Below are 23,205 nucleotides of genomic sequence, written 5' to 3' on the forward strand. Positions count from 1 at the left end.
TTAGCCGCCAGTCATGTTCATAAAGCGGAGAATCTGCACATCGCCATTCGCTGAAAAGTGATGCCGCTCCGGCTTCAGATCCATGGCGTTGATGATGGTCTCACGGAGTTTGTCATCGGTCACCGGGTTGCCACGCAAGACGCGCATCAGATCGACTGAATGCTCGTTACCGAGACAAAGGAGCAATCGACCCTCAACGGTTACCCTCACCCGATTGCAGGTGGAGCAGAAGTTGTGGGAATGGGGAGAAATGAAACCAACTCGGGTCTCGCTATCCTCCATCCGGTAGTAACGGGCTGGACCGCCGGAGTCCTCGGTTGCCGGAATCAGCTCGTGGTGCTTGCGGATAATGTCCCGCACTTCCTCGCTGGTGCACAGCGCCAGACCCCGATCGTGCTCGGAAATCTCGCCCAGGGGCATCTCTTCAATAAAGGTAATGTCCACCTGCTTTTTCCGGGCGAACTCGACCAGCTCAGGCACCTCTTCATCGTTGCGGCCTTTCATGACCACAGTATTGATCTTGATGCCCCGGAATCCGGCCTCCCGGGCAGCATCAATACCGTCCAGAACCTGCGAGAGTTTGCCGGTGCGGGTGATGTTGTGGAATTTGTCGGGGTCCAGAGAATCCAGACTGATGTTCAGGCGGTGCATCCCCGCCTTGCGCAGAGGCTCTGCCATGGTCGCGAGCTGGCTGCCATTGGTAGTCATGGCGAAGTCGCGCAAGCCGTAGGTACCGATTTCCTTGACCAGCTCCAGAATGTCCTTTCGGACCATCGGTTCACCGCCGGTCAGACGGATTTTTTCGGTACCGAGGTCTACAAAGCTACGGGCAACGCGAGCGATCTCTTCGAGGGTGAGAACCTGCTGACGGGGCAGAAAGGTCATATCCTCGGCCATGCAGTACACGCAGCGGAAGTCGCAACGGTCAGTGACGGACAGACGCACGTAATTGACAGTGCGACCAAAACGGTCTGTCAGCTTGTTCTGGGACATCGGGAGGGTCCTGTTGCCGATTGTTTTTTAACCTCAGTATAGCCCAAGTATTGCAGATTGGATCACCAATTCCGATACCCTTCGGGCGTAAGCCTGAGAGTTCCTGTTTGCTAGAGACCCATTGGTTCTATCGTTGTAGACTAAATGCAATTATCAACAGTAGTGAGAGCGCCGTGATGGGCGATCGTATCGGGAAAACCGGATTTCGCATTCTTGCGTATATATCAATCGGTCTGGCATTTGCCGGGGTGGTTTTGCCGCTTATGCCCACGACGATCTTTGTTCTGTTGGCCGCGTTTTTTGCCAGCAAGGGATCGCCAGCCTTTGCTCAGTGGCTTGAAGATCACCCGAGGTTTGGGCCGGCCATTGATCAGTGGCGCACACGCAGGGCGGTGCCGACAAGGGCAAAGGTGTTGGCGTGCAGCATGATGGCGCTCAGTTGGTGCATGCTGTTTGCGTTGGGCGCTTCCGGTTTGGTGCTGGGGATTTCTGGCGTGTTTTTATGCGGCACCGCATGTTACCTGGTGACCCGCCCTTCTTACTGAACGATTGTCATAACGACTGGAGCTTTGAATGCACATCACCCGTTACACGGATTATTCACTTCGAGTGCTGATTTATCTGGCAGTACAGGGTGATCGTCTGGCGACCATACAGGAAATCGCCGACAGTTATGATATTTCCAAAAACCACCTTATGAAGGTGGTGCACCAGTTGAACAAGAAAGGCTATATCGAGACTATCCGTGGCAAAAAGGGTGGCATGCGTCTGCATCGTTCCCCCTCGGATATCAGCATTGGCATCCTGGTACGGGAAACCGAACAGGATCTGAGCATCGTGGAGTGCTTCTCCTCCAAGAATGCGTGCAAGATAACGCCGGTGTGCGGTCTCAAATCAATGTTTGGGGAAGCGTTGAAAGCGTTTCTGGAGGTGCTCGACAAGTACACGCTTGCCGATGTCATTCAGGAACAGCACAGACCCCAGCTTTTGAGATTGCTTCAGATAGCCTGAACCGGCCAGGTCCCCTTTCGCTTGCCTGGCCGGTTAAACCCGGTCAGGCAGCTCTGGCAAGCCCAGCCATCTTTCCGGGCAGGGAGTGCCTCAGTATCCTCTTGATGACTGTTCCGTACTGACTGGCAAAACTGCCGGTGTTGTAGTGTATGCCGTGCTTTTGACACACTGCCTGCACTTTCCCGGAAATTTCCGGATATCGGTGGGCAGGCAGGTCAGGAAACACGTGATGCTCTACCTGGTAACTGAGGTGCCCACTCAGGATGTGCAGCCAACGGCCACCTGTGAAGTTTGAAGACCCGGTGAGTTGGCGCAGATACCAGTGGCCTTTGCTCTCGCCCTCACACTCCTCCTCGGTAAAGGTTTCCGCGTCCTGGGTGAAATGGCCGCAGAAAATCACGGTGGATGACCAGAGGTTGCGGATCAGGTTGGCGCCAACATTTCCCGTCAGAACGACAGGCGCCACCGGCAAGGTGAGCAGCGGAAAGAACACGTAATCCTTGAAGGCCTGGCGGCCACCCTTACGTGCGAATTGCTTCAGGAACGGCAGTTTTTCCCGCCAGCTGATTTCCCGGCTCCGCAGTTTCTCGGTTTCCAGTTCGTGCAGCCCCACGCCCCACTGAAAGAACACGCTCAGCAGAATGTAATTGATGAACTGCAGCGTGTGCCAGGGTTTCCAGGGCTCGTCATCGGTCAGTCGCAGCAAGGCGTAGCCGTAGTCACGGTCCTTGCCAATGATGTTGGTGTAGGTGTGATGCTCATAGTTGTGGGTGCGGCGCCAGGAATCACCCGTGCACACCGTATCCCACTCGTAGGTCTGAGAGTGCAGGCTCGGGTCGTTCATCCAGTCATACTGGCCGTGCATGACATTGTGGCCGATCTCCATATTTTCCAGGATCTTGGCAATGCCCAGGGTCGCCGTGGCAGCAACGAACACCGGCGGCAGGAAGCCGAACGGCATCATGATCCGGCCACCGGCTTCGAGACTCCGGTGCAGCCGGACCATCCTCCGGATGTAACGTGCGTCCCGTCCGCCGAGGTCCGCCAGAACCTCATCCCGGATTGCGTTCAGATCTGTTTCAAGTTCTGCGAGTTGCGCTTCGGTCATCTTTTTCATGGTCATACTCCCTGCGGTGCACTCAGGCCCCGCGATAAAATCGGGTGTGGGTTCTTAAAGGTCGAGTGAGACCGGGCCGCGGGGAACGGAGATACAAAGTTGGACAGTCTCCTCGCCGGGGCCGGAAGCCTGGCCGGTCAGACGGTTGATGACGGTACCCGTGGTTTTCCGGCAACTGCACTGGTGGCAGATGCCCATGCGGCATCCGTGGCGCGGGGTCAGTCCGGCGGCCTCGGCGATTTCCAGCAGGGTGGTATCGCCCTCGGAACCGACCATCATCTGGCTGCTCTCAAACTGAACCTCACCACCGAGTGTTTCTTTTCCAAGATCGGCAACTGGCACGGAGAAGAACGTGCTGTGGATATCCGCGTCAGCAAAGCCCCTCTCGGAGAGTAGGCCGTGGGCCAGATCCATCAGGCCTTTGGGGCCGCACAGATAGACCTGCCGGGCCTTGATGCCCGGCACTGCATCCAGATCCTGGTCACGCAGGTAGCGAGGTTCCCTGGACTCGTTGGTGGCGATGATGTTAAGCGTGAGGGCGCTATAACGTGCCTCCAGGGCCAGCAGTTTCTCCCGGGCGATAACGTCATCACGGGTTCTGACGAAATACAGCAATGTCACCGGTGCCCGGTAATCCCGGGCCGCCATGGTCTCAAGCTGGCTCAGCACTGGCGTGATGCCGCTGCCACCGGCAATGAACAGCACCGGTCGGGCCGGTTCGGGTATCTGAAACTCGCCAAAGGCCTCACCCAGACCGATGACCGCACCCGTGTGCAGGTGATCGTGGAACCAGTTGGTCACCAGGCCACCGGGAAGGCGTTTGATGGTCAGCGTGACCAGTCCCTGTTCCTGCCAGAGCAGAGGTGAGCTCGAGAGACTGAACGTACGGTTTCGGCGGATTCCATCAATTTCAACACAGATGTTCACATGTTGGCCCGCGCTGAAACCCGACCAGCGTCTGGCGGGTTTCAATACCAGGGTTTTGGTGTCCCGAGTTTCAGAGAGGATCTGCTCCACTCTGGCTGGTGTGTACTCTTGTACCCACATGGGGTTGATGCGTTCCAGCAGTGGGTCAAAAAACGCTTGCGGGTCATCCCGGTTGAATAGCTGCCTGCCGAGCCAGTGAAGAGCTTTTTGCTGGGTCTGTTTCGCTAACATGATCATTGCCTCCCTGAGGCTTGCTTCTGTCCTTGTGTACAAGTGTTCACTAATGTGTACGAATGTACACACGACAACGGGGGCTGACAACGGCAGAGCTCGTAATGGCTCAAAATGACAAGCATTCTGTACTTTTATTTTTACGACTGTGTACACTTGTGAGCCATTGGCTAATGGCAGGCAGTACGGACCCGAGATGGCGGAAAAACAGCGAAGAAAGCCCGGTGAAACCCGCGAGAAACTGATGACCGCGGCGTTAACCCTGGTAGGCAAGGGCAGGCATTTCGCCAGTCTTGGTATCCGGGAGGTGACACGTCAGGCAGGCGTGGTGCCCACCTCGTTTTACCGGCATTTCCGCAATATGGACGACCTTGGGTTGCAGCTTGTGGATGAACTGGGCCTGGTGCTACGCAGGATGATGCGAGAAGCCCGGGCGAATGTGTTGCAGGCGGACAAACTGATTGAAGAGTCGGTGGCCATCTTCATAAGCCACGCGCAGGCCAACCGGAGTTTCTTTCTGTTCATGGCCCAGGGGCTGGCCGGTGAGAGCAGGGCGGTGCAGGAAGGTATCCGGAGCGAGATGCGTTTCTTTGCCAGTGAGCTTGCCAATGACCTGCGCAGGTTGAGGCTGGTGGACCATCTGACCGATCAGGATCTGGACATGACCTGTGATCTGGTGGTGCGCAGTGTCGCCTTCAGCCTGACCGATCTGCTCGGCGTATCCGCCGACGACGACTACCAGATTGAGCAGATCAGGAAGCGGACCACCCGCTTCCTGCAACTGATTTTCGTGGGCGCCGCCCACTGGCAGAGCGCGGGCTGATTGTCCGTTGTATCAGTCCGCTTTATTCTTTTTCGTCGGCTGTTTGCGCGGCGCGCTGGGCTTGGCCGCAGCTTTCGGTTTGGCCTTTGGCGGAAGAATCAGGCTTTCCAGTTCGTCCAGTGCTTCACCCGTGTAAACCGCAAGTCTCTGCATGCTTGGCAGGGTATCCCTGCAACCCGTGTACCCGAAGTTCAGTGAACCGTCATAGCTCAGGCAGGTGATATTCAAAGCGCCCCCGTGAGTGATCAGCGAGACAGGGTACATGGCCTCCAGTTTCGCTCCCTCGTAGTACAGCGTTCTCTGGGGCCCCGGCACATTGGAAATCGTGACGTTGAATACCGGCCGCATGCGACCGCCAAGGCCGGACATCAGCTGAAGTATATAAGGCGACATCAGGAGCATGGTGTACTGGGTGAGCGCGCTTTTGGGCAACTTCTGGAGATGCTCTTTCGCCCTGCGGGTGGATGACTTGATGTTTTGCAGGCGGGTCAGTGGATCCGCTTCGTCGGTCGCAAGCGAAGAGATCATGAAACTGATCTGGGTGCCTGTCCCTTCGTCATCGGACGGCCGGATGTTGACCGGTATGCCAGCGGTGAGGGGAACGTCCGGCAGTTCATCCTGTTCCAGCAGAAAACGCCTGAGGGCAGTTCCGCACAGGTACAGAACGATATCGTTAAGGGAAGCGCCGGAAACGTGGGCAAGCTCCTTGATCCTGTCGAGCTGATAATGCTGGGTGGCAAACCGGCGCTGGCCGGTAACCCGGTGATTGATCTTGGAGACGGGCCCGGTGAACGGCGCCGTCAGACCGTCCTCGGGGTGGCGGACCGAATGCACCAGCCGGTTGCCCGCCTGCAGCAGACGCGGTGCCATATCTGCCTGCAATTTCAGGGCATCCATGGCCTGTGAAACCGCACCGGGCACGCTGGCCTCGGAATCGGATTTGCTGCCGCGACGGCGCTCCGGCCGAACCGACCAGGGTGGCGGCATGTCCCGTTTGTCGGGATCGGTTGTCAGTACCCGTTGCATCAGGCGTACACCACTGATGCCATCAATCATGGAATGATGCATCTTGGTGTAGAGCGCAAAACGGTTGTTCTCGAGGCCCTCGATAACGTGGCATTCCCAGAGTGGGCGGGCAAAATCCAGGGGGTTGGAGTGCAGGCGCGATACCAGTATGCCCAGTTCCCGTTCACCGCCGGGGCGCGGCAGTGCTGAGTGACGCACGTGGTAATCTAGATCGATTTTCTTGTCGACTTTCCAGCCCGGCGCCAGTACCCGACCCAACAGCCCGGCCCAGGCAAGCTTTAAACCCCAGGGGGGCGCGACATCGCCGGTTTCCTTCATGCGGGTCACCATGTCCCGGAGGAAGGTTTCAGGCGCGCCCTCCGGTAGCGAAAAGATCTGCAGGTTGCCCACATGCATGGGGGTGTCTTCAGATTCTACGGCCAGCCAAGAGGCATCCAGCGTTCCCAGGCGTTTCATTCCTTGCGTGTCTCCACCAGTATCCACGTATTTTAGTTATCTGTTGCAAGTATACTTGCAACTGCTTCGTGACACGATGTTTCAGGTCATAAAGTTCCCCGGTTTTGCAGTGCCTTATCGCCTTTAACCTTTGCCGTTTTAGTCTCCCGAAAGAGGCGAGTGTGTGCTACTTTTCATCGGTTGGTTGCAGTAAAAACAAAAACATCCGGAGGCGTTGTGGAATCCAGCCCGCTTATCTCGGCAGGTCTGCCGATTGCTCTGTTCATCATAATGATCGGTATCGGCATGACCCTGACGATACGAGACTTCCGCCAGGTGGCGGTGTATCCGAAAGGGATGATCGTCGGCACCATTGCCCAGATTCTCGTCATGCCCCTCATCGCCTTCATGCTGGCCACGTTGCTGGCGGTTCCGCCGGCCATAGCGGTCGGACTGGTGATCATCGCCGCCTGCCCTGGAGGCACCACCTCGAATCTGTTTGTGCTGCTTTCGCGGGGAAACATTGCCCTCTCCATAGTACTGACCGTCAGCGCCAGCCTGATCACCATTCTTACCCTGCCGCTGTTTACCAATATTGCCCTTCAGCACTACATGGGAACCGAGGAAGACATTGTGCTGCCGGTCTGGAAAACCGTGGGCATGCTGATTGGCATCGTGCTCTTCCCGGTCGCCATCGGGATGGTGGTTCGTACCCGTAAGCCGGAAGTTGCCCGCAAGGCCGAGGGCATTGTGAGTATCTTCGGCGGCATTGTTCTGGCGGTGCTGATTGTGGCGCTGGTGTACGGGGTTCGCGACCAGATCTGGGAGCTCCTGAAGCAGGCGGGGCCGGCAACCATCCTGTTGAATCTGGCCGGTATTGGTCTCGGTCTGGCGGCCGGCCGGGTGGCGGGTCTGACCCAGCGGGAATCCCTGGCCGTCGCGGTGGAGCTGGGTGTAAAGAACGGCACCATTGCCCTCATGGTCACCCTGACGCTGCTGGAATCCAGCGCCATGTCGATCCCGGCTGCGGTCTACGGAGTGCTGATGTTCCCCATCGGCTTTGTTCTCGCCATGTATGGTCGAAGCATCATTCCCATTTCGACGGTACAGAGCAAAAACTGACTGGAGTCCTGCGTTATGCAGTTCCTGAACGGCATTACCCTTCTGCTTGTCTACCAGTTGGTAGGGGAGATTACAGTGCGATTGCTCGGTGTTCCCATCCCCGGGCCCGTACTTGGCATGGTGATGCTGTTCGTAACTTTGATGATACGGGGCAAGGCGCCGGAGTCTGTCGATCAGGCGTCCACGGCCTTGCTCAGTCATCTCTCGCTTCTGTTTGTTCCCGCTGGCGTGGGCATGATGGCGCACTTTGGCCGCATCGCCGACGAGTGGCTTCCGATAACCCTGGCGCTGTTGTTAAGTACCGTGATTACCATGGTTGCCACCGCGCTGATCATGCAGGTAACCACCCGCTGGTTTGCCAAGCCGCTTGCTGAAAAGGAGGGCGGCGATGAATGAGCCGGGCCTGCAAGACATCTGGGTATATCTCTCCGCATCACCGCTATTGGGGCTCACGATCACCCTGGTCGCCTATGGCCTGGCCTACCGGCTGTATCTGAAAACCAACTCCAACCCTCTGGCCAACCCGGTGGTCACCTCCGTCGCCATGCTCATTATCCTGCTGCTGGCAACAGGCACCTCCTACAGCGATTATTTCGAAGGCGGCCAGTTTGTTCACTTTCTGCTGGGGCCGGCCACGGTGGCGTTGGCCGTCCCCCTGTATCAGCAGTTTTCCAGGCTTAGGCAGCTGTGGTTGCCGGTGACCATTTCGCTCTTTTGCGGCGTGGTGATCGCCGCTGGCAGCTCCATTGGCCTGGCCCGTCTTCTGGGCGGCTCCACGGAGATCCAGATGTCCCTGGCCCCGAAATCGGCAACGGCGCCGGTGGCCATGGGGATTTCCGAAAAAATTGGCGGCCTTCCATCGCTGACTGCCGTATTGGTTGTTGTCACGGGCATCACGGGCGCTGTTCTGGGCACCAAGCTCTTTGAGTGGATCCGGGTTCGTGATGACACCGCCAAAGGTATCGCCATGGGTGTTGCGGCACATGGTATCGGGACCGCCCGGGCGTTTCAGGTAAGTTCGCAGATGGGTGCTTTTTCCGGGCTTGCGATGGCGCTTTCCGCCTTCGCTACCGCCTTGCTCGTGCCCTGGCTGGTCGATCTGCTTGAAGCCTGGATCCCCGCCTGAGCCGGCTCTTCCGATGGATTCAATGGGATAACTCCATTTCCCCATCGCTGGCGTACCCGTTATCAAGAGAAACCTTGATAAGCGAACCCTGAGGAGGCCCCTTGAGCAGGAATAACTACCTGGCAGTGCTTGTTCTGTCACCGGTGTGGATGTCGAGCTCGCTTCCAGCGATTGCACAGTCGTCATTGCGCAACGATGAGGAGCTGGTGCTTCAAGTAACGTCACCAAGACTGGTTCGGGATCTGTACGAAACGCCCGCGGCGGTCTCTGTCATCAACGCACCCGATATCCGTGAGGGCCAGCAGCGCCTGCAACTGGATGAATCACTCAATACCGTCCCGGGCCTGTTCTTTCAGAACCGCTACAACTTCGCCCAGAATCTAAGATTGTCTACTCGCGGATTTGGTGCCAGAGCGCCCTTCGGTATTCGGGGTATCCGGATTCAGGTGGATGGCATCCCCTACACGCTGCCCGATGGTCAGTCGCAGATTGATGCTATTGATCTGGATTCCGCTCAGCGAATCGAGGTCATTCGGGGGCCTGCCTCGGTTCAGTATGGGAACGCCGCGGGCGGTGTGATCGATATTTCCACGGCGTTGGGTGATGAGTTGCCCCAGGGCGGTCGCCTGCGGCTTGATGGCGGCAGTGACGACTATCGCAAGGCCGCGATACAGGGAAATGGCGTTGATGGTGATACCAGCGGTATAGCCACGCTTTCCTGGCTGACCTTTGATGGCCATCGGGAACAGAGCAAGGCAGAAAAAGCCCTGTTCAACGCCCGTGTGGCGCGGGATCTGGATTTTGGGCGGCGGGTGACCGCCACATTCAACGCGCTGCATAACCCCAAATCCGAAGATCCGGGCGGGCTCACCCTGGCCCAGGCCGAAGAAGATCCGGAGCAGGCCACCGCATTGGCCAAGAGGCTGGACAGCAGCCAGACCGTGAACCAGCAGACCCTGGGTGTAAGATTTGAAGACTCGGGCGTCCTTCCCGGCCAACTCACCCTCGACACCTTCTACACCCACCGGGATTTCGCGCAGCAGTTGCCGTTTCCCGGAAGCAGCCGCATAGCCTACGACCGGCACTTTTACGGCATCAGTTCCCAGTACCAGCAGGAATCGACTCTGGCCGGATTGCCCCTAGTGTGGGTTACCGGCCTGGATGTTCACCATCAGTCCGACGACCGGCGCCGCTATTCGGTGTCTATCGATGGCGATATCACCGGCCAGACCCAGGCGGAAAACCAGAGTGCTACCAATGTGGCGGTGTTTGGCCAGGGCGACCTGGCGCTGAGCGACGCACTCAACGTCTCCCTTGGCGTGCGATTCGACCGGTTGCGTCTGGCCATTGATGACGACTGGCTGCAAGACGGTAACGATGATTCGGGCAACCGGACTTTCCGGGAATACAGTGGCGTTGCCGGTATCAGCTACAAACTGGCACCAGCGCACCAGGTATACGCCACCGTCGGTACGGCGTTCGAGTCACCCACCTTTACCGAGTTTGCGAATCCGAATGGCGGCGGCTTCAATCCCGAGCTGGAGCCGCAGCAGGCATTGAATCGTGAGCTGGGTATGCGCGGCATGCTTGGCCGTGGCCTCAGCTATGACATGGCCCTGTTCTCAATCCGGGTGGAGGACGAGATCCTGCCCTTTAACGTGGGCGATCAGACCTTCTACGAAAACGCCGGTGAAACCCGTCGCAATGGCTTTGAACTGGGTCTGGCCTGGGACCTTTCTTACGCCTGGCGGGTAACCAGCGCGCTGACCCTGGCGGATTACGAGCTAAGGGACTTTGTGGATGAGCAGGGCAACGACGCCAGCGGCAACGCTATTCCGGGTCTGCCGGAGCAGCTCTGGGTGAGCGAGCTGGAGTGGCGCGGTTCAGCCGGTCGTTTCGCGGCTCTGGAGTGGCAGTATGTAGGCGAGTTCTACGCCGAAAACAGCAACCAGACCCTGGTGAGTGACTATTGGCTGGTCGGTATACGTGCCGGCAATTCAGTACGGATAGCGGATCAGACCCTGAACCTGTATGCCGGGATCCGCAATCTGCTGGATCAGGACTACTTCAGTAACGTGCGGATAAATGCCAATGCGAACCGCCCTGTGGAAGACCGGGGCTATTTCGAACCTGCCCCGGGAAGAACTTTTTATGCGGGCCTGGAATGGGTATTCTGAGGGGCGATAACAACACAAACAGTAGGGATTTTTAATTCATGCAAACCAAGTTCCTTCTCGAAGAAAGCCAGATGCCGAAATACTGGTACAACCTGCAGGCGGACCTCCCCGAGCCGCTGCCGGCCGTCTTGCACCCGGGTACCCAGCAGCCGGTGGGCCCATCGGATCTGGAACCGCTGTTTCCGATGGCGCTGATCGAACAGGAAGTGACCACCGAACGGGAAATAGAGATTCCTGAGCCGGTGCGTGATGTCTACAACCTCTGGCGTCCGGCGCCGCTTTATCGGGCCCATCGCCTCGAGAAGGCACTCGGCACGCCGGCAAAGATTTTCTACAAATACGAAGGTGTGAGCCCGGCCGGCAGCCACAAGCCGAACACCGCGATTCCGCAGGCCTTCTACAACCGCGAAGCGGGTATACGCACCCTCACCACCGAAACAGGAGCAGGGCAGTGGGGCACATCGCTGTCCTTTGCCGGCTCCCTGTTCGATATCGACGTTACCGTGTTTCAGGTTCGGGTTTCCTACAACCAGAAACCCTATCGCCGGGCGGTCATGGAAACCTACGGCGCCAAATGTGTGGCCTCGCCCTCGGAATTGACCGAGTTTGGCCGCAAAGTGCTGGCTGAGACACCGGACCATAACGGTAGTCTGGGCATCGCCATTTCTGAAGCGGTGGAACTGGCGGTCCAGGACCCGAACACCAAGTATGCCCTGGGTTCGGTGCTCAACCACGTATTGCTGCACCAGAGCATCATTGGCCTGGAAGCCATGCAGCAGATGGAAATGGCGGACTGCTGGCCCGATGTGATCGTGGGTTGTACTGGCGGTGGTTCCAACTTTGCCGGAATTGCTTTCCCGTTTATGGGGCACGCCCTGAGAGGCGGCGAGAAATCCCGGATTGTGGCGGTAGAGCCCTCGGCCTGTCCCACGCTGACCCGCGGCAAGTACGCCTACGATTACGGCGATACCGCCCACATGACCCCGCTCACCAAGATGCACACTCTGGGCTCCGGGTTTACACCGCCGGGATTCCACGCTGGTGGTTTGAGGTATCACGGTATGGCACCGCTGGTGTCCCACGCCAAAGAGTTAGGGCTGTTCGATGCGGTGTCTTACACCCAGCGTGAGTGCTTCGAGGCGGGTGTCCTGTTCGCCAGGAACGAGGGTATTGTCCCGGCTCCGGAAGCCAACCATGCGGTCAAGGGCGCCATTGATGAGGCCCTGCGCTGCAAGCGGGAAGGCAAGGAAGAGGTGATCCTGTTCAACCTCTGCGGTCATGGCCATTTTGATATGGCGGCCTACACCTCCTACTTCGCCGGTGAACTGAGCGACCATGAATACGACGAACAGGAACTGGCCATGGCCCTGTCCGGGCTGCCCTCGGTCAACGCCTGATCAGTCGTCTTTCGCCCGCTGTTTGAAAATCGTACCCCCGCCTCCGGCATTCAGTTGCCGGATGGCGGTGGGTGCGCCCTCGTCGTTCAGTCGCACGTCTCCGATGCCCGCGCCGTTCCACAGCCGCTCGCCGGCCTCCCGGCCCTCGGGCAACCTGGGTGAAATCCACATGCGACGTCTCTTGGTGAACCAGTTGAGGGGCGACCAGGGCGCGAACAGCCAGCGATTGAGTCGGTCGAGCCATTCCAGCAGGGCGTTGGGGAATTCATTCTTGATGCCGCTACTGGTGATCTGCCAGACGCGGGGGCCGTTCTGTTTGTGGCGCACCCTCACATCGTAGGCAAACGAATAGTGAACATCGCCTGAGAGAATCACGAAGTGTCTGGGCGTTCGGGGGTGGCCGAAAATATTCAGTAGCACACTGGCCGCGCCCCGATGCGCCATCCAGTTTTCAGCATCCACCAACAGCGGCTTGCCAAAGAAGGTAAACACCCGCTGGATCATCTCGATGAGCTTTACCCCGAACATCGGCGCCGGCGAAACCACCACGACGGCATCCTCGCCCATGATTTCGTGTTGGAAATCGGTCAGTGATTCCCAGTCCATCAGTCCGGAGGGGTGACTGCGCCGGATTTCACTCCGCCAGCGATGGGTGCGGGTGTCCAGCACCACCAGTCTGGGTGATGTTGGCAGGCTGTAGTGCCAGTGTTGAAAGTGGAACAGCTGGTCGATCAGATCATCCTGAATGGCCGTATCCAGCTCGTGTTGCCCGTTGCTGGACTCGAAAAGCCTCTGACACTGTTCGATAAGCTGCCCGAAATTGCCAGGCTGGTTGCCCCAGCCCTGGCACAAAAGATAGCCCAGCAGGGCATTGCCAATAATGCGTCGGGAAAAGGGGTGTTCGTAAGCGGTGGTTTCCCAGAGCGCGGAGAGATTCCAGTCGTCCGTCACGTCATGATCGTCAAAGATCATATAGACGGGCACGTTGGCCATGGCCCGCGCTGCCTGCGGAAGGCTCTTGCGGAACTCGTTGATGGCGGCCTGTTCTTTCCGATAGCGCGCCAGCTCGTCCGGGTCATCGACCGGCTCAGCACTGGTCACACAAGCCCACGGTTCCGGGGACCAGACCAGCAGATACATGGCCATCACCTCGGCGAAGGAAATCAGGTGATTGCCGGCATTGGCGGTGGTGAACACCGGTTTGCGGACGCCACCGAAGAAGCGCTCGGTCAGGTCTTCATTGAATTCGGATTCCGGCAGCAGTTCATCCCGGTGGTAATAGGCATTCGCCACCGAAGTCAGTTCCTTGCTGTGCGACAGCGAGGCGCCTTCCAGTACCTCCTGGTAAAGGCCCAATTGGTGAATGACACACTGGATGGCATGCAGCATAGGGCCGGCCACATCATCGGCGTAAACCTGGTCGCCGGTCATCAGGAGCAGAGACGGAACGTCCTCAAGCTTCTGTGCCATCTGCAGTTCTTCATCCACTCGAACCAGCCCGTCAGGAGAGGGGTGGTGGGGTCTTCGGCAGGAGCCGTGGAGTATTCGGTCCAGCCTGGATTTCAGGGTAAAGCCCGGCCTCTCCCGGCCCTCGGGGCAGAGATGTGGAGCCCACGTCCGGATCCATTGGCAAGCATCTGAGCCGTCGCTGGTGAGCCCCAGGTCGTATTCCAGCCGGGTGTCCTGTGGAAGAGCAGTTTCAGGCGTAATGGTCAGCAGGTTTAACCAGGCTCGGGTACCCATTCGCAGCCGGATCACCTCTGAATCGGCTAGCGGCCGGTTCAGAAGAGTCTCTGAGTCATGGAACACCAGAGCGGCAAACTCTGCCGGCTCACTGGTTACCAGCCACAGCACCAGTGAGTCCGGTGCTGCATGTCGCAAGACCGGGCCGGCTAGGACCGGCCCCGGCGTTGTTTGTTTCATGGCTGTGTGCCCGTCAGTCAATTTTAGTCATCCCGTTCAATCCTGACCGGCGTCAGGTCGCCGACGCGAAAATCAATTTCGAGTTCCTGGCCGGAAGGGTCATTACCTTCCACTTCAATATAGCCCCGGGAACTGACCTTGAGCTCCTCGAGCCTGTCCATTCCTTCTGCCTGTGCTGCCTTCAGGTAGTTGCGGACCTCTTCCGCAGTCAATCCGGAAGGCTCTCCGCCGTGCTTGCGACGCTGCTCTCGTTCTACAGAGCCATCGTCGTTCATGTCCAGCTCAACATACCAATCGTTTTCGACCCAACCTTCCAGTTCTATATCGTCGTAGCCTTCATACTCAAATTCGAGACTTCGGAACTGGGTGATGCCATAGTCGCTGCCCGCCTTAAGAATACGTTCAGCATCCTCAAAAGAGCCCATTGCCATCGCTGCGGGAGCGGAAATCATGCCGCCGGCCAGCGCAAGCGCTATGATCGTCTTCATAGTAATCTCCTTAGTGCCGTTGAAAGTTTTGAAAACAGGATCGGAGACAGGAAGGGTTTTCCCGTCAACCTGAGTGCATCCTAGGCGGGATGTGCTTACCGCAGCGTGAGTGCTCCGTTCATGATTCGTTCATCCGGGCTTTGACAAAATGACGCCATGAAAAATGCCACGAAAGCCGCAAATCACTACCTCCGTCTCTCGGTGCTCACGGTATTGCTGGTGCTGGTGATCGCCTCGGTAGCTGGCGTGCCCAAGGCTCTTGCCGATGACGATGAGGATTGGCACAGCCTGCACCGGGAGGTACAGGCGGGTAGAATCAAACCTCTTGGCGAGATTCTCGAGAGCCTTTCGAAGGACTGGATCGGTGACGTAATCGATGTGGACCTGGATCACGATGATGGCCGGCGGATATACGAGATCGAGCTTCTTGGGCCTCAGGGACAGGTCGTGGAATTCGAAGTGGATGCCCAAACCGGTGAAATAATTGAAATGGAAGGTCGTAATATCCAGGGGATGAGGCGCCGATGAAAGTATTGCTGGTGGAAGATGATAGGGCTCTTGCCGAGGGCCTTGCCGCTGCGCTGAGCAATGCCGGGCTCCTGGTGGAAGTGGCAGAAGATGGTCGCAGTGCAGATTTTCTGGTGAGCACCGAACGCTACGACGTGGTGATTCTGGACCTCGGATTGCCTGATGGTAGCGGTGTGCAATGGCTTGCGGGTTGGCGGGAGCGAGGAATTGACCTGCCGGTCCTGATACTGACAGCCCGGGAGCGATGGTCCGACAAGGCCGCCGGTTTTTCTGCCGGGGCGGATGATTATGTCACCAAACCGTTCGAAACGGCGGAGGTCCTGTTCCGGCTTCGTGCGCTGATGCGCCGGGCCCATGGTCATGCCCATCCGATGATTACGGTCGGCGAAATTGCCCTGGATACCCACGCAGGACAAGTCACGCGTGCCGGAATGCCGGTTGCCCTGACCGCCCAGGAGTTCAGGCTGCTGTCCCGCCTGATCCACGCCGCCCCGAGGGTAGTGAGCCGTACCGAACTGTCCGAACATGTGTATGACGGTGATCAGGAGCCGGATTCCAATGTGATTGATGTCCAGGTCAGCCGGTTGCGTCGGAAGCTTGGCGGAGAGTCGATCGAGACCGTTCGTGGCCAGGGTTACCGGATGAATGGCGGGAAAGCTCCAGCATGATCTTGTCGGGCTTGAAACGCTGGGGCATTGCCACACGGATGATGGTGTCCGCCCTTGTGCTGATTCTGCTGGTTTTGCCTGTTGCTGGAGGGCTGCTGGCCTGGAATTTCCGCGAGGCCGTGAATACATCATTTAACAACCGGTTGGGTTCCCTGCTGAATGTGGTGATCGCCGGTGTCGCCTATGACCTTCCCAACGATGCATTGGTCCTGGAGCGCCAATTGGGCGACCCGCGGTTTGAGCGGGTTTTTTCAGGTTGGTACTGGCAGGCAACTGATGGTGCCGAACGCGTGATCACCTCACGATCCCTGTGGGATCAGCGGCTTCCAGTTGTAGAAGGTTCACAGGTTGTCTATCGGCAGTCAGCAGGCCCCGGGGGACAAACGCTGAGAGTGGCGGCGCGCACGATCCAGATTCCGAACCTGCCGGACCCGTTGCATGTATCAGTGGCGGCCGACCTGACCGAAGTTCGAGCCGAGGTCGCTCGTTTCCACAGGTTGCTTGCTGTGTCTCTGGCAACGCTTGGGGTTCTCTTGTTGATCCTTATCGGGCTCCAGATACGCTGGGGTCTTGATCCCATGAGACGCGTCGAAAAAAGCCTGAAGAGTGTCGAAGCCGGTCGACAGAATAGCCTCGCAACCGATCTTCCTGAGGAACTTGCCCGCCTTGCGCGGGCGATTAACCTGGTCCTCGAGCGGGACCAGACGCTGATTGAACGCGGCCGTTCCGCGGCCGGCAATCTCGCTCACGCGCTGAAAACGCCGCTGTCTGTGCTGAGCACGTTATCCGAGCAGTTACCCGCGTCTCAACAACAGGCTTTCCGTGCGGAATTGCAGCGCCTGAATGCTGCTGTCAGGCATCATCTGGCCCGGGCGTCGGCGGCGGGTCCGGTCGGTTTGGGCCGGAAAACGGATCTGGCCGAGGCCCTGACTCCGGTCTTTGCCGCACTGGAGGGGCTCGCCTCGCGTAGGGGCGTTCAGTTTGAAAAGAATCTTGGACTGGCCGGGCCTGTCAGGTTCGAGCAGCAGGATATTCAGGAAATAGTCGGTAATTTGCTGGAAAATGCTGTCAACTGGGCAGAAAAACGAGTTGAATTGGTTCTTGAGCAATCGCCTGAGAGCCTCTCCATCGTTGTCGAAGATGACGGACCGGGAATGTCCGAAACCCAGTGCGCCGAAGCTCTCAGCCGGGGTGCCCGCCTTGACGAAGAGCGCTCGGGATCGGGACTCGGACTTTCGATCGTGAACGACCTTGTCAGAATCTATGGCGGGACCCTCACGCTGACACGTTCAGGCCTCGGGGGCCTGAGGGTCAGCGTTGAATTGCCGGCTTAATCCTCCTCAACTTCCCTGGGCGGGCAGTGGTGGTCTTCCACAACCGTGCCATCGTCCACGCTCTCGAGGTGCACATCAAAGCCCCATAGCCGGTGCACGTGCCGCAGGACTTCATCAGTTTCCTTGCCCAGGGGGACGCGGTCCACGGGAATATGGCGCAGGGTCAGTGAGCGATCGCCGCGCACATCCACATTCCATACCTGGATGTTGGGTTCGCGATAGCTGAGGTTGTACTGGCGCGCCAGTTTCTCTCGCAGGTCCCGGTAGCCGGGGTCATCGTGGATGGCGGTTACCCGGTACACGTCTTCCTGGTCATCATTCTGGATTGCGAAAAGTTTCAGATCCCGCATTACCTTGGGGGAGAGGAACTGCTGGATGAAACTCTCATCCTTGAAGTTCTTCATCGCAAAATGCAGGGTCTCCAGCCAGTCGCTGCCAGCGATGTCCGGGAACCACTCACGGTCTTCGTCTGTCGGGTTTTCGCAAATCCTGCGCAGATCCGTAAAGATGGAGAATCCCAGGGTGTACGGGTTAATGCCCGAATACCACGGGCTGTTGAATGGCGGCTGGTACACCACCGCCGAGTGGCTCTGGAGAAACTCGAGCATGAAGCCGTCGGTCACCAGCCCCTTGTCGTACATGCGATGCAGCAGGGTGTAGTGCCAGAAGGTGGCCCAGCCTTCATTCATGACCTGGGTCTGGCGCTGGGGATAGAAGTACTGCCCAAGCTTCCGCACGATGCGGATGATTTCCCGTTGCCAGGTTTCCAGCAGGGGCGCGTTCTTCTCGATGAAATAGAGAATGTTTTCCTGGGGCTCTTCTGGATAGCGTTTGCGACGCCTGACCGGGTCATCGTCTTCGTCAAGCTTCGGTATTGTCCGCCAGAGGTCGTTGATGCGCCTCTGCTGGTATTCTTCCCGCTCTTTCTGGCGTCGCATTTCTTCCGACGCCGATATCGGCGCTGGCCGCTTGTAGCGGTCTACCCCATAGTTCATCAGGGCGTGGCAGGAATCCAGGATCTCCTCGACGGCGTCCACGCCATAGCGCTCCTCGCACTCAGCCACGTAATGGCGGGCAAACACCAGGTAATCGATGATCGCGCTGGCGTCGGTCCAGGTGCGGAACAGGTAGTTACCCTTGAAGAAGGAGTTGTGGCCATAAGAGGCATGGGCAATAACCAACGCCTGCATCGGCAGGGTGTTTTCCTCCATCAGGTAGGCAATGCAGGGATTGGAGTTGATCACGATCTCGTAGGCCAGGCCCATCTGGCCGCGCTGATAGCCCTTGGATGTGCTGAGAAACTGTTTGCCGAAGGACCAGTGATGGTAGCCAACGGGCATGCCCACGGAGCTGTAGGCGTCCATCATCTGTTCTGCGCTGATCACCTCGATCTGGTTCGGGTAGGTGTCCAGGCCGAACTCGGCCGCGCACTTGGCAATCTCGTCATCGTATTCCTGGATCAGCTCGAAGGTCCACTCAGAGCCCGTGGAGATCGGCTCCTGGGCCCTGGGCTGGTCGCTTTCGGGCGGATTGGGTCGGTCCATGAGGTTAGTCATGCGGCTTTCCTCTCGAACAGCTGGCGGAATACCGGGTAAATTTCACCGGGGTCGGCGATCTGCTGCAGGGCAAAGCTCTGGGGGAATTGCTCCTGGATCTTCTCGTATTCATACCAGAGCATCTGATGGTCCTGCGGCGTGATTTCCACATAGGCAAAGTACTGAACCAGCGGCAGGATATTGTCGGCCAGGATCTTGCCGCACACCGGTGAGTCATCGTTCCAGTTATCACCGTCGGACGCCTGCGCAGCGTAGATGTTCCATTCAGCCGGGGAATAACGGGATTCAATAATCTTGTGCATCAGCTTGAGGGCGCTGGAGACAATCGTGCCCCCGGTTTCCCGCGAATAGAAGAACTCTTCCTCGTCCACTTCCTTGGCGCTGGTGTGGTGCCGGATGAAGACCACTTCGATCTTCTTGTAGTTCTTCTTGAGGAACAGGTACAGCAGGATGAAAAATCGCTTGGCGATGTCCTTGTGCATCTGGGTCATGGATCCGGATACATCCATCAGGCAAAACATCACGGCGCTGGTGGCCGGCTGCGGTTTTTTCAGGTGCTGGCGATAGCGCAAGTCGATTTCGTCAATGAAGGGAATGCGGCGAACGTTTGCTTTCAGTCGCGCGATTTCCTCCTCCAGAACCTGTATCTGGTCCTCGTGACTGAACGCCGCGTCCAGATCCTCTGGCGCCGATTTCAGGGCTTCCAGTTGTTTCTCCAGATCCCGGATCTTCTTCTTACGTGCGCCTCCCAGGCCCAGACGTCGGGCGTGGGCGCCTCGCAATGAGCGCACCACATCCAGCTTGGCCGGCACCCCATCGGTGCTGAAGCCAGAGCGGACATATTTGAAGGCCTCGGTATCCTTGAGTTTCTTACGGGCCAGATTGGGCAGTTCGAGATCGTCGAACAGAAAATCCAGGAATTCTTCCTGGGTTATCTGGAAAGCGAACTCATCCATGCCTTCCCCGTCCGGGCTGGCCTGCCCCTGCCCGGAGCCCTGGCCCCCACCAGCATCGGGCTTGGGAATGGTGTCACCGGCCACAAACTCCTGATTGCCCGGATGCACCATCTCCCGCTTGCCGCCCTGGCCATGGTGAAAGATGGGTTCTTCAATGTCGCGAGACGGAATACTGACTTTCTCGCCCCGCTCTATATCGGTGATCGAGCGTTTCTGAACAGCATCCGACACCGCACGTTTGATGTGGTGTCGGTAACGGCGCAGGAACCGTTCACGGTTCACTGCGCTCTTGTTCTTACCGTTCAGTCGCCGGTCGACTATGTGGGTCATTCCCATGGCGTTACTCCAGCTCAGTGAATGGTCACTGACTTAGTGAGACTTGCGAACCCGCAGGTACCATTCAGCCAACAGCCGCACCTGCTTCTCCGTGTAGCCTCGGTCGACCATACGCTCGACGAACTGCTTGTGCTTGTTCTGATCTTCCTGACTCGCTTTCGGGTTGAAAGAAATCACTGGCAACAGATCCTCGGTGTTCGAGAACATCTTCTTCTCGATCACGGCGCGCAGTTTCTCGTAGCTGAGCCAGGACGGATTCTTGCCACCGTTGTTCGCCCGGGCCCGCAGGACGAAGTTGACCACTTCGTTGCGGAAATCCTTCGGGTTGGAAATGCCCGCCGGTTTCTCGATTTTTTCCAGCTCTTCGTTGATTGAGGAACGGTCGAGGATTTCGCCGGTATCCGGATCCCGGTATTCCTGATCCTGAATCCAGAAATCGGCATAGGTGACATAACGGTCGAACAGGTTCTGGCCGTATTCACTGTAGCTCTCGAGGTATGCGGTCTGGATTTCCTTGCCGATAAACTGCACATAGTGCGGTGCCAGGAATTCCTTGATGAACCGGAGATACTTCTCATGAGTTTCAGCAGGGAACTGCTCCTGTTCGATCTGTTTTTCAAGAACGTAGAGCAGATGAACCGGGTTGGCGGCCACTTCGTTGGTGTCGAAGTTGAACACCTTGGACAGGATCTTGAAGGCGAAACGTGTGGAGAGCCCGTCCATACCTTCCATCACTCCGGCAGCGTCACGGTACTCCTGGATCGATTTGGCTTTCGGGTCGGTGTCCTTGATGTTCTGGCCGTCATAAACCCGCATTTTGGAGAAGATGCTGGAGTTTTCCGGCTCCTTGATGCGCGACAGCACCGAGAACTGGGCCAGCATGTCCAGGGTGTCGGGCGCGCAGGGAGCCCCTTCCAGGGAGCTGTTGCTCAGCAGTTTCTTGTAGATCTCGATTTCTTCCGTCACCCGAACACAGTAGGGCACCTTGACGATATAGACCCGGTCAAGGAACGCCTCGTTGTGTTTGTTGTTGCGGAAGGTCTGCCACTCTGATTCGTTGGAATGGGCCAGGATCACGCCATCAAAGGGCACCGAGCCCATGCCTTCGGTGGTGTTGTAGTTGCCTTCCTGGGTCGCTGTCAGCAACGGATGCAGGACCTTGATGGGAGCCTTGAACATCTCCACGAACTCCATCAGGCCCTGGTTGGCTTTACACAGGCCACCGCTGAAGCTGTAGGCATCCGGATCATCCTGGGAGAAATCCTCCAGCATGCGGATGTTGACCTTGCCCACGAGGGCGGAAATGTCCTGGTTGTTGTCGTCCCCGGGTTCGGTCTTGGAGACAGCAACCTGATCGAGTACCGACGGATACATCTTCACAACGCGGAACTGGCTGATGTCGCCGCCGAATTCGTGCAGCCGTTTAACGGCCCAGGGCGACATGATGTTGTTCAGGTAGCGGGCGGGGATGCCGTATTCTTCTTCCAGAATTTGGGAGTCTTCGGCCGGATCGAACAGGCCAAGTGGAGATTCGTTCACTGGCGAGCCCTTGATGGCGTAGAAGGGCACTTTTTGCATCAGTGACTTGAGCTTTTCCGCGAGGGAGGATTTACCACCGCCCACGGGACCAAGCAGGTAAAGAATCTGTTTCTTTTCTTCCAGGCCCTGGGCGGCATGGCGGAAGAAGGAGACGATGTTTTCTACGGCGTCTTCCATGCCATAGAACTCGGAAAACTCGGGGTACCGCTTGATGACCTTGTTGGAAAATATCCTTGAAAGCCTCTGATCTTTTGAGGTGTCGACGAACTCTGGTTCGCCGATGGCAATTAACATTCTCTCAGCGGCCGTGGCGTAGGCCGTTGGGTCCTTTTTGCAGATCTCCAGGTATTCCTCAAGACTGTATTCTTCTTCCTGAGTACTCTCATACCGGTCTTTGAAGTGCTGCAGTATGCTCATAGATCGCCCTCGCTCGCTGTATCTTCAGCTTTCAGTTCACGCAATTTCCCCGTTGCAGTCAGTTCCGCCCGTCCGGGCGGTTTATTTAGTTATGGGTGGAAGGAATGGATACTTACAAGCCTGTGCACGCTCTTGTCGAGGTCGGCTTGCTTAATTTGAGCTTAGTTCACGGTTCGGGAGTTGGACAGTGTGTGAGTGGTTAAGGTTCATTAAATTATGTTAGGCGGGTGTGTTGGTTTTGTAGTCTTTTGGCGGAGGGGGGCTGGAGTGCACCGGGTGGCTTTCTGACAACGAATTGGCAACTCGCTTCGCTCAGACATCAAATTCGTTGTCAGAAAGCCACCCGATACACTCCGATCAGGCCACGGAGGCGACCGCCTGAAGGCAGGCTAGAGTTTGGTTAAACGGAAGACGCTTTCAGAGGCGTTTTCCAGGCCTTTTCTCTTTGTAAACGGATGATCCTTGGCCAGGGTGTTGGTCAGGATGTGCTCGATCTTGTAGTCATCCTGGTAGAGCTCCTGCACTTCTTCGTTGCTGACGTTGAACGGCGGGCCCTTGATTTCGGTGTCGTAGTCCAGGGTGATGAGCAGGATTCTGGTGCCGTCGGGGATGATGGCGGTCAGGTGGTTCACATAGTCTCTGCGCATGTGGGGCGGCAGGGCGATCAGGGCGGCCCGGTCGTAGACCAGTCGAACGTGTTTGAGGTCTTCCGGTACCAGTTGGAAGAAGTCGCCGCACCAGAGCTGCAGGTTGTCATGTTTGAAGGTTATGAAGGGTTCGCCGGGATGAACTTTGGCTTTCTCGCCGGCTTCTTCGAAGAAGTCCTTGCAGGCCAGTTCGCTCAGCTCTACACCGATGATCGGGTGGCCGCGGTCGTGGAGCCACCACATGTCGTGGGCTTTGCCGCAGAGGGGCACGAAAACGGCGTCGGTGCCTTTGCCGGCCAGTTCGGGCCAATGGTCATAGAGGTACTTGTTAACCGTGCCCTCGTGGAAACCGATTTCTTTTTTGGCCCAGCGTTCGTGCCAGAATTCATGTTCCATGGTTCATACCCTGTTCGTGCTTGGACATGTTG

The 23,205-nt window shown here is 57.5% G+C and carries 21 protein-coding genes; 11 read left to right on the top strand and 10 right to left on the bottom strand.

The window, feature by feature from the left end; all coding sequences use genetic code 11:
• Positions 1–993, bottom strand: coding sequence for a GTP 3',8-cyclase MoaA (moaA, locus tag CFB02_RS00380; RefSeq protein ID WP_088556357.1), 993 nt, complete (start codon positions 991–993; stop codon positions 1–3).
• A 107-nt stretch (positions 994–1,100) separates the two neighbouring features.
• Here moaA and CFB02_RS00385 point away from each other — a divergent pair, with 107 nt between their 5' ends.
• Positions 1,101–1,538 (top strand): YbaN family protein, encoded by a 438-nt coding sequence (locus tag CFB02_RS00385; RefSeq protein ID WP_227519278.1) that lies wholly within the window; start codon positions 1,101–1,103, stop codon positions 1,536–1,538.
• Between the two features lie 28 nt (positions 1,539–1,566).
• Positions 1,567–2,004 (top strand): RrF2 family transcriptional regulator, encoded by a 438-nt coding sequence (locus tag CFB02_RS00390; protein ID WP_014578197.1) that lies wholly within the window; start codon positions 1,567–1,569, stop codon positions 2,002–2,004.
• Between the two features lie 43 nt (positions 2,005–2,047).
• Here the strand turns inward: CFB02_RS00390 and CFB02_RS00395 are convergent, their stop codons facing one another.
• Entirely contained in the window at positions 2,048–3,121 is a 1,074-nt protein-coding gene (locus CFB02_RS00395) for a fatty acid desaturase family protein (RefSeq protein ID WP_088556361.1), read from the bottom strand.
• A gap of 54 nt (positions 3,122–3,175) precedes the next feature.
• Complete coding sequence (locus tag CFB02_RS00400; RefSeq protein ID WP_227519279.1) at positions 3,176–4,279, bottom strand: ferredoxin reductase; 1,104 nt, start codon at positions 4,277–4,279, stop codon at positions 3,176–3,178.
• Positions 4,280–4,475: 196 nt separating this feature from the next.
• Here CFB02_RS00400 and CFB02_RS00405 point away from each other — a divergent pair, with 196 nt between their 5' ends.
• Positions 4,476–5,102 (top strand): TetR family transcriptional regulator, encoded by a 627-nt coding sequence (locus tag CFB02_RS00405; RefSeq protein ID WP_014578194.1) that lies wholly within the window; start codon positions 4,476–4,478, stop codon positions 5,100–5,102.
• A gap of 12 nt (positions 5,103–5,114) precedes the next feature.
• On the opposite strand, the gene CFB02_RS00410 is transcribed toward CFB02_RS00405, so the two are convergent.
• On the bottom strand, positions 5,115–6,584 hold the full coding sequence (locus tag CFB02_RS00410; RefSeq protein WP_088556364.1) for a WS/DGAT/MGAT family O-acyltransferase: 1,470 nt from the start codon (positions 6,582–6,584) through the stop codon (positions 5,115–5,117).
• A 216-nt stretch (positions 6,585–6,800) separates the two neighbouring features.
• Between CFB02_RS00410 and CFB02_RS00415 the strand changes: the two genes are divergently transcribed.
• The 5 genes from CFB02_RS00415 to CFB02_RS00435 all read left to right on the top strand — a co-directional run bounded on the left by CFB02_RS00415 (position 6,801) and on the right by CFB02_RS00435 (position 12,385).
• Positions 6,801–7,685 carry a bile acid:sodium symporter family protein gene (locus CFB02_RS00415; protein ID WP_088556366.1) on the top strand — a complete coding sequence of 295 codons (885 nt, stop codon included), beginning with the start codon at positions 6,801–6,803 and terminating at the stop codon, positions 7,683–7,685.
• Positions 7,686–7,700: 15 nt separating this feature from the next.
• Complete coding sequence (locus tag CFB02_RS00420) at positions 7,701–8,081, top strand: CidA/LrgA family protein (RefSeq protein WP_088556367.1); 381 nt, start codon at positions 7,701–7,703, stop codon at positions 8,079–8,081.
• The gene (locus CFB02_RS00425) at positions 8,074–8,811 is read left to right on the top strand and encodes an LrgB family protein (RefSeq protein WP_088556369.1); all 738 of its coding nucleotides are present in this window, start codon (positions 8,074–8,076) and stop codon (positions 8,809–8,811) included. Before CFB02_RS00420 ends, CFB02_RS00425 begins: the two co-directional genes overlap by 8 nt.
• A gap of 101 nt (positions 8,812–8,912) precedes the next feature.
• A complete protein-coding gene (locus tag CFB02_RS00430; protein WP_088556370.1) occupies positions 8,913–10,988 on the top strand; it encodes a TonB-dependent receptor family protein in 2,076 nt (691 codons plus the stop codon).
• A 38-nt stretch (positions 10,989–11,026) separates the two neighbouring features.
• A complete protein-coding gene (locus tag CFB02_RS00435; RefSeq protein WP_062781214.1) occupies positions 11,027–12,385 on the top strand; it encodes a TrpB-like pyridoxal phosphate-dependent enzyme in 1,359 nt (452 codons plus the stop codon).
• On the opposite strand, the gene CFB02_RS00440 is transcribed toward CFB02_RS00435, so the two are convergent.
• Both CFB02_RS00440 and CFB02_RS00445 read right to left on the bottom strand, forming a co-directional pair.
• The gene (locus tag CFB02_RS00440; protein WP_088559117.1) at positions 12,386–14,308 is read right to left on the bottom strand and encodes an alkaline phosphatase D family protein; all 1,923 of its coding nucleotides are present in this window, start codon (positions 14,306–14,308) and stop codon (positions 12,386–12,388) included. It abuts the gene before it with no gap.
• A 23-nt stretch (positions 14,309–14,331) separates the two neighbouring features.
• The gene (locus CFB02_RS00445) at positions 14,332–14,796 is read right to left on the bottom strand and encodes a hypothetical protein (RefSeq protein WP_088556372.1); all 465 of its coding nucleotides are present in this window, start codon (positions 14,794–14,796) and stop codon (positions 14,332–14,334) included.
• Positions 14,797–14,952: 156 nt separating this feature from the next.
• Between CFB02_RS00445 and CFB02_RS00450 the strand changes: the two genes are divergently transcribed.
• From CFB02_RS00450 to CFB02_RS00460, 3 genes are read left to right on the top strand one after another with little or no spacing between them, the layout of a single operon-like run.
• A complete protein-coding gene (locus tag CFB02_RS00450) occupies positions 14,953–15,324 on the top strand; it encodes a PepSY domain-containing protein (protein ID WP_088556373.1) in 372 nt (123 codons plus the stop codon).
• Positions 15,321–15,992 carry a response regulator transcription factor gene (locus CFB02_RS00455; RefSeq protein ID WP_088556375.1) on the top strand — a complete coding sequence of 224 codons (672 nt, stop codon included), beginning with the start codon at positions 15,321–15,323 and terminating at the stop codon, positions 15,990–15,992. The genes CFB02_RS00450 and CFB02_RS00455 overlap by 4 nt, the downstream gene beginning before the upstream one ends.
• Positions 15,989–17,326, top strand: a complete 1,338-nt coding sequence (locus CFB02_RS00460) for a sensor histidine kinase (RefSeq protein ID WP_088556377.1) — start codon at positions 15,989–15,991, stop codon at positions 17,324–17,326. The genes CFB02_RS00455 and CFB02_RS00460 overlap by 4 nt, the downstream gene beginning before the upstream one ends.
• Here the strand turns inward: CFB02_RS00460 and CFB02_RS00465 are convergent.
• From CFB02_RS00465 to tmpT, 4 genes are all read right to left on the bottom strand, one after another.
• Positions 17,323–18,882, bottom strand: a complete 1,560-nt coding sequence (locus CFB02_RS00465; protein ID WP_088556379.1) for a SpoVR family protein — start codon at positions 18,880–18,882, stop codon at positions 17,323–17,325. The genes CFB02_RS00460 and CFB02_RS00465 overlap by 4 nt on opposite strands.
• Positions 18,879–20,168, bottom strand: a complete 1,290-nt coding sequence (locus CFB02_RS00470) for a YeaH/YhbH family protein (RefSeq protein ID WP_227519410.1) — start codon at positions 20,166–20,168, stop codon at positions 18,879–18,881. The genes CFB02_RS00465 and CFB02_RS00470 overlap by 4 nt, the downstream gene beginning before the upstream one ends.
• 39 nt (positions 20,169–20,207) lie before the next feature.
• Positions 20,208–22,130 (bottom strand): PrkA family serine protein kinase, encoded by a 1,923-nt coding sequence (locus CFB02_RS00475; protein WP_088556383.1) that lies wholly within the window; start codon positions 22,128–22,130, stop codon positions 20,208–20,210.
• A 389-nt stretch (positions 22,131–22,519) separates the two neighbouring features.
• A complete protein-coding gene (tmpT, locus tag CFB02_RS00480) occupies positions 22,520–23,173 on the bottom strand; it encodes a thiopurine S-methyltransferase (protein ID WP_088556385.1) in 654 nt (217 codons plus the stop codon).
• Positions 23,174–23,205 lie beyond the last annotated feature (32 nt).

Origin of the sequence: Marinobacter sp. es.042 (assembly GCF_900188315.1) — a bacterium.
Classification (GTDB): Bacteria; Pseudomonadota; Gammaproteobacteria; order Pseudomonadales; family Oleiphilaceae; genus Marinobacter.

What these genes read in the sequence shown, in the direction of transcription:
- CFB02_RS00475 (WP_088556383.1), bottom strand. Translation starts at nt 22,130, where the DNA reads ATGAGCATACTGCAGCACTTCAAAGACCGGTATGAGAGTACTCAGGAA.
- tmpT (WP_088556385.1), bottom strand. Translation starts at nt 23,173, where the DNA reads ATGGAACATGAATTCTGGCACGAACGCTGGGCCAAAAAAGAAATCGGT.
- CFB02_RS00450 (WP_088556373.1), top strand. Translation starts at nt 14,953, where the DNA reads ATGAAAAATGCCACGAAAGCCGCAAATCACTACCTCCGTCTCTCGGTG.
- CFB02_RS00395 (WP_088556361.1), bottom strand. Translation starts at nt 3,121, where the DNA reads ATGAAAAAGATGACCGAAGCGCAACTCGCAGAACTTGAAACAGATCTG.
- CFB02_RS00435 (WP_062781214.1), top strand. Translation starts at nt 11,027, where the DNA reads ATGCAAACCAAGTTCCTTCTCGAAGAAAGCCAGATGCCGAAATACTGG.
- CFB02_RS00445 (WP_088556372.1), bottom strand. Translation starts at nt 14,796, where the DNA reads ATGAAGACGATCATAGCGCTTGCGCTGGCCGGCGGCATGATTTCCGCT.
- CFB02_RS00425 (WP_088556369.1), top strand. Translation starts at nt 8,074, where the DNA reads ATGAATGAGCCGGGCCTGCAAGACATCTGGGTATATCTCTCCGCATCA.
- CFB02_RS00440 (WP_088559117.1), bottom strand. Translation starts at nt 14,308, where the DNA reads ATGAAACAAACAACGCCGGGGCCGGTCCTAGCCGGCCCGGTCTTGCGA.
- CFB02_RS00455 (WP_088556375.1), top strand. Translation starts at nt 15,321, where the DNA reads ATGAAAGTATTGCTGGTGGAAGATGATAGGGCTCTTGCCGAGGGCCTT.
- CFB02_RS00420 (WP_088556367.1), top strand. Translation starts at nt 7,701, where the DNA reads ATGCAGTTCCTGAACGGCATTACCCTTCTGCTTGTCTACCAGTTGGTA.
- moaA (WP_088556357.1), bottom strand. Translation starts at nt 993, where the DNA reads ATGTCCCAGAACAAGCTGACAGACCGTTTTGGTCGCACTGTCAATTAC.
- CFB02_RS00470 (WP_227519410.1), bottom strand. Translation starts at nt 20,168, where the DNA reads ATGACCCACATAGTCGACCGGCGACTGAACGGTAAGAACAAGAGCGCA.
- CFB02_RS00390 (WP_014578197.1), top strand. Translation starts at nt 1,567, where the DNA reads ATGCACATCACCCGTTACACGGATTATTCACTTCGAGTGCTGATTTAT.
- CFB02_RS00410 (WP_088556364.1), bottom strand. Translation starts at nt 6,584, where the DNA reads ATGAAACGCCTGGGAACGCTGGATGCCTCTTGGCTGGCCGTAGAATCT.
- CFB02_RS00405 (WP_014578194.1), top strand. Translation starts at nt 4,476, where the DNA reads ATGGCGGAAAAACAGCGAAGAAAGCCCGGTGAAACCCGCGAGAAACTG.
- CFB02_RS00400 (WP_227519279.1), bottom strand. Translation starts at nt 4,279, where the DNA reads ATGTTAGCGAAACAGACCCAGCAAAAAGCTCTTCACTGGCTCGGCAGG.
- CFB02_RS00465 (WP_088556379.1), bottom strand. Translation starts at nt 18,882, where the DNA reads ATGACTAACCTCATGGACCGACCCAATCCGCCCGAAAGCGACCAGCCC.
- CFB02_RS00460 (WP_088556377.1), top strand. Translation starts at nt 15,989, where the DNA reads ATGATCTTGTCGGGCTTGAAACGCTGGGGCATTGCCACACGGATGATG.